We start from the raw sequence: 4,463 nt of genomic DNA, 5'->3' as shown, positions 1-4,463 counted from the left end.
GTTGTGAATGCTGTTAACATCCTTTGTTAAGTCTCATTATACTTTTCAAATATTCTGAAACAACAAAATTGTCACATAATCTAACAGGGTATTTTACGAATGATTTACCAGGAAAGCGCTGTCATTGTTAGTCTAATAAGCTGAAATCCACTTTTATTATTATCAATTATTAGGGTAGTTTACCTTTTTAAAAAACTTGCCCAGTTTTGATATGAGAGGAGACAGTAACCTTCGGAAAATAAAAAGTTTGTTTTTGAAAACCTATCATTACTATTCTTGCAAAGGATCGTGTCACATGAACTAGTAAAATCAAAAAGTCACAAAACGTTCAGGGACCAGGTCCCCGAAAATTTTGTGACTATTTTACGATAGCAAGTACCATTCTCTCTTTGCCATTTATATCATTTTTCACTTCCACTTGTTCACATTGTGGATATACCTCTCGAATGAGCTTAGCTACAGCTTCCCCTTGACCGTGACCAATTTCAAGTCCTATCAAGCCTGGTTTCAATAACACTTCGGGGATCTGCTTCACTAGGTTGCGGTACACATCTAGCCCATCATCACCAGCGAATAAGGCCAAACTTGGTTCATGATCAACCACATTTTCTTTCATAAAGCTTCTATCACCTTCAGGAATATATGGAGGATTTGATAAAACCACATTAACTTTTTCTCCCCGATCAATCAATGGACTTAACAGATCACCTTCAATAAACTCGACATCTGCGCCTAATTCAAGAGCATTCTCCTTAGCAACCCTCAAAGCACTCGGAGATATATCTACCGCAACTATTTCGCTAGGTATAGCAACTTCTAGCTTCATTGTTACCGCTATTATCCCACTACCTGTTCCAACATCAACTATCCTTAGACTTGAATTGCCATCAGGCTTACAAGTTTCCTCAGCGTTCCCCCTACAAACTTCTGGAATCTTGTGCAAAACAGCCACAATTAGCTCCTCTGTCTCTGGTCGAGGAATTAATACATCCCCATTCACTCGAAACTGCCGACCATAAAACTCCTCTGAACCAATAATATGTTGTACAGGTACACCACTTGCAGCACGTTCCACGTTCTCTACGAATGCATGAAGCATATCTTGATCCAAAATCGCCATTCGTTCCGCAAGCAATCGTGCTCTATTCCATCCTGTGTGATATATTAATAAAAGTTCACCAATGCGACTTTCATAATTATGTTTTTGTAAAAAAGAAGAAGCCCAACGTAGGGCCTCAAAAACTTTCATTTCGTTGTTTTTCATCTTTAACGCTCCCGAACTTCTTTTTACATTGTCTACCCTGAAAATACACGTATCAGACTAATATGGAATACTAACTTTGTTGGTTGTATTCCATTCGCTACTGCCCACTCCCTTTCCTGTTGGGAGTTGGCAAGCCTCCTCGAAGAATTCCGCCTAAGTACATGCCCACGTCCTGTGGAGAACGGCGTCATGTCGCCATCCTGGCTCCGCTCTGCGGTGTCTCGCCTCTACTCTACTTCCCACTGGAGTTCCGTGGGCATGCGCTCATTTCATTTAATGTTGATGTTACTACAGCACCTAATAAAGTATTTTCATCTTCCATGGTGCATGCATCACTTGTATGGAGGTCTAACAAAAATTGGGGTTGCATCTTCAAAAATGTTTTCATCAGGAAACCAACAATCCTTTACTCCCCTGCTTCCTCCATCATTCTTGATTGCTCTTCAATAATCAACGCATCGAGGATCTCATCGATTTTCCCCTCAAGAATGGTATCAAGCTTCTGAAGTGTAAGACCAATTCGATGGTCTGTCACACGGCTTTGTGGGAAATTGTACGTACGAATTCGCTCCGAGCGATCTCCCGTACCAACAGCAGACTTACGGTTTTGCGCATACTCCGCTTCCGCCTCTTTACGGAACTTATCATAAACACGAGCCCGCAAAACCTTCATCGCCTTTTCCTTATTCTTAATTTGTGACTTCTCATCCTGACACGACACAACAACACCTGTTGGAATATGTGTCAAACGAACTGCAGACATCGTCGTATTTACACTCTGTCCACCAGGACCACTAGAAGTGAACGTATCAACACGAATATCCTTATCATGAATATCCACTTCCACCTCTTCTGCTTCAGGAAGCACCGCAACCGTAGCAGTAGAAGTATGGATTCGACCACCAGACTCCGTAGAAGGAACACGCTGAACACGATGCGCACCATTCTCATACTTCATCTTCGAATACGCACCCTTACCATTAATCATAAAGATAATCTCTTTATATCCACCAATATCGTTTTCACTCGCCTCAATTACCTCCGGACGCCAGCCCTGAGTCTCCGCATAACGAGAATACATACGATATAAATCACCAGCAAACAACGCCGCCTCATCACCACCAGCAGCACCACGAATCTCCACAATAACATTCTTGTCATCATTCGGATCCTTCGGCAGAAGAAGTACATGCAACTTCTCCTCTAACGGAGGCAACTGCTCACGAAGCTCCTCCATCTCCATCTTCACCATCTCATACATCTCATCATCTAAATCATCATCCAGCATCGCCTTTGCATCATCCAACTGCTTCTTAACAACTTTATATTCACGATAAGTCTCCACCGTCTTCGCAATATCCGACTGCTCCTTCGAATAATCACGAAGCTTCTTCGTATCACTAATCACATCCGGATCCATTAACAACTCATTCAATCTCTCGTAACGCTCTTCAACAACCTCTAAACGATCAAACACGTATATTCACCTCATCATATATTGACGCTCAACAGTCTTATTATAGTATACCGACAAACTTTTGTAAAAATGAATTAATGAAGGCCCCTTTTTTGCTTTCTGGAAAACAAAAGCCCTCCATCCTAACCATGACGTTTTCTTGTGTCCGTTTCATTCCCAGTTCAACTCTCTGAATGAAAACCCTCTCTCACCACTTTCAGCGACAATCCCTAAAAATATACTATGAACTTTCCACATAATTGTTTTTTTCTTTCTCATAAAGGGAACTGTAATAGATACATACATAGAAAATATTTTTCCATAGAGGAGGTCCTTTAATGAAAGTTGTCATCATCGGCGGCGATGCTGCTGGCATGAGCGCTGCCATGCAAATCGTGAGAAATAATAAAGAAGCAAACATTACCGTTTTCGAAAAAGGAAAGACATATTCGTATGCCCAATGCGGACTCCCCTATTATCTAGGAGGTCTGATCCCAGAAACAGATATGCTTATCGCCCGAACCATTGACACATTCCGTAATGAGTATGGGATCGACGCTCGAACAGAGCATGAAGTTACCTTCCTAGATCCGAAGTTACAAGTAGTTTCCGGTATTGATAAAGCAACAGGGAAAGAATTTCATCAAACGTATGATAAATTACTTATTGCAACAGGTGCATCTCCCATCATCCCTCCTGTAGACGGAAAGGATTTGGATGGCATCCATGTTTTAAAAACAATACCTGATGCAGAAAGAATTGCCGAGGATATGAAGGAAGATGCCCTTAACATCACGATCATAGGTGGTGGCTATATTGGACTCGAGGTTGCAGAAAACCTCGTTCAAAAAGGGAAAAAAGTACGAATTATTGATATGGCTAAACGCCTCGGTAATGTGTATGACGAAGAAGTAAGTGAACTCATCCATGAAGAAGCGGCGAAACAAGGAATTGAGCATGTTCTTGAAGAAACCGTTCAACGTTTTGAAGGAAAAGACAGAGTAGAACATGTAGTTACTGATAAAGACACCTATCGTGCTGATGTAGTTAATGTGGCAGTTGGTGTGAAACCAAACACGAGTTTTGCAAAAGAAGCAGGAGTAAACTTACATCCCTCTGGTGCAATCATCGTGAACCCATATATGGAAACGAATGTGGAGAATGTTTATGCAGCTGGGGATTGCGCTACACAATTTAACCGAATCAAAGAGTTAGATGACTATATTCCCCTTGGTACTCACGCCAACAAACAAGGTCGCGTAGCCGGAAGCAATATTGCAGGAGTTACGAAAACCTTCCAAGGAGTTGTAGGATCATCTATTATGAAGTTTTTTGATTTGACCATAGGTCGAACCGGCTTGAGTGAAGAGGAAGCTACTCGACTTCGGATCCCATACGAACCGTTGGAGTTTACTGGCCGCTCTCATGCAGGTTATTACCCAAACAGCGACAAACTTTTCATGAAGCTCCTGCGGCACAAGGAAACCGATCGATTATTGGGCGTTCAAGCTGTTGGGAAAACTGGAGTGGATAAACGAATCGATGTGGCCGCTACCGCTCTTTACCATAGGATGACCATCGCCGACATAGAAAATCTCGATCTAAGTTACGCTCCACCATTCAACGGCGTCTGGGATCCACTGCAGCAAGCTGCGAGAAGATATTAAAATAAGCAAATCAAAAGCACGGCACGGAAAAAAAGCTCTTTTTCCGTGCCCTTTTTGTGTACATACCACTAATTTG

At 42.0% G+C, this 4,463-nt stretch carries 3 protein-coding genes; 1 reads left to right on the top strand and 2 read right to left on the bottom strand.

The features are described from left to right. Window positions 1–358: 358 nt before the first annotated feature. Both prmC and prfA read right to left on the bottom strand, forming a co-directional pair. Window positions 359–1,264, bottom strand: a complete 906-nt coding sequence (gene prmC, locus ACERII_RS25520; protein WP_373645817.1) for a peptide chain release factor N(5)-glutamine methyltransferase — start codon at window positions 1,262–1,264, stop codon at window positions 359–361. Between the two features lie 406 nt (window positions 1,265–1,670). Then, complete coding sequence (gene prfA / locus ACERII_RS25515; protein ID WP_373645815.1) at window positions 1,671–2,741, bottom strand: peptide chain release factor 1; 1,071 nt, start codon at window positions 2,739–2,741, stop codon at window positions 1,671–1,673. 317 nt (window positions 2,742–3,058) lie between these two features. Between prfA and ACERII_RS25510 the strand changes: the two genes are divergently transcribed. After that, entirely contained in the window at window positions 3,059–4,387 is a 1,329-nt protein-coding gene (locus tag ACERII_RS25510) for a CoA-disulfide reductase (RefSeq protein WP_373645814.1), read from the top strand. Window positions 4,388–4,463 lie beyond the last annotated feature (76 nt).

Source organism: Evansella sp. AB-rgal1 (assembly GCF_041820985.1).
Classification (GTDB): Bacteria; Bacillota; Bacilli; order Bacillales; family Salisediminibacteriaceae; genus Evansella.
This window is presented reverse-complemented; position numbering and strand designations above follow the sequence as displayed.

What these genes read in the sequence shown, in the direction of transcription:
- prmC (WP_373645817.1), bottom strand. Translation starts at nt 1,264, where the DNA reads ATGAAAAACAACGAAATGAAAGTTTTTGAGGCCCTACGTTGGGCTTCT.
- ACERII_RS25510 (WP_373645814.1), top strand. Translation starts at nt 3,059, where the DNA reads ATGAAAGTTGTCATCATCGGCGGCGATGCTGCTGGCATGAGCGCTGCC.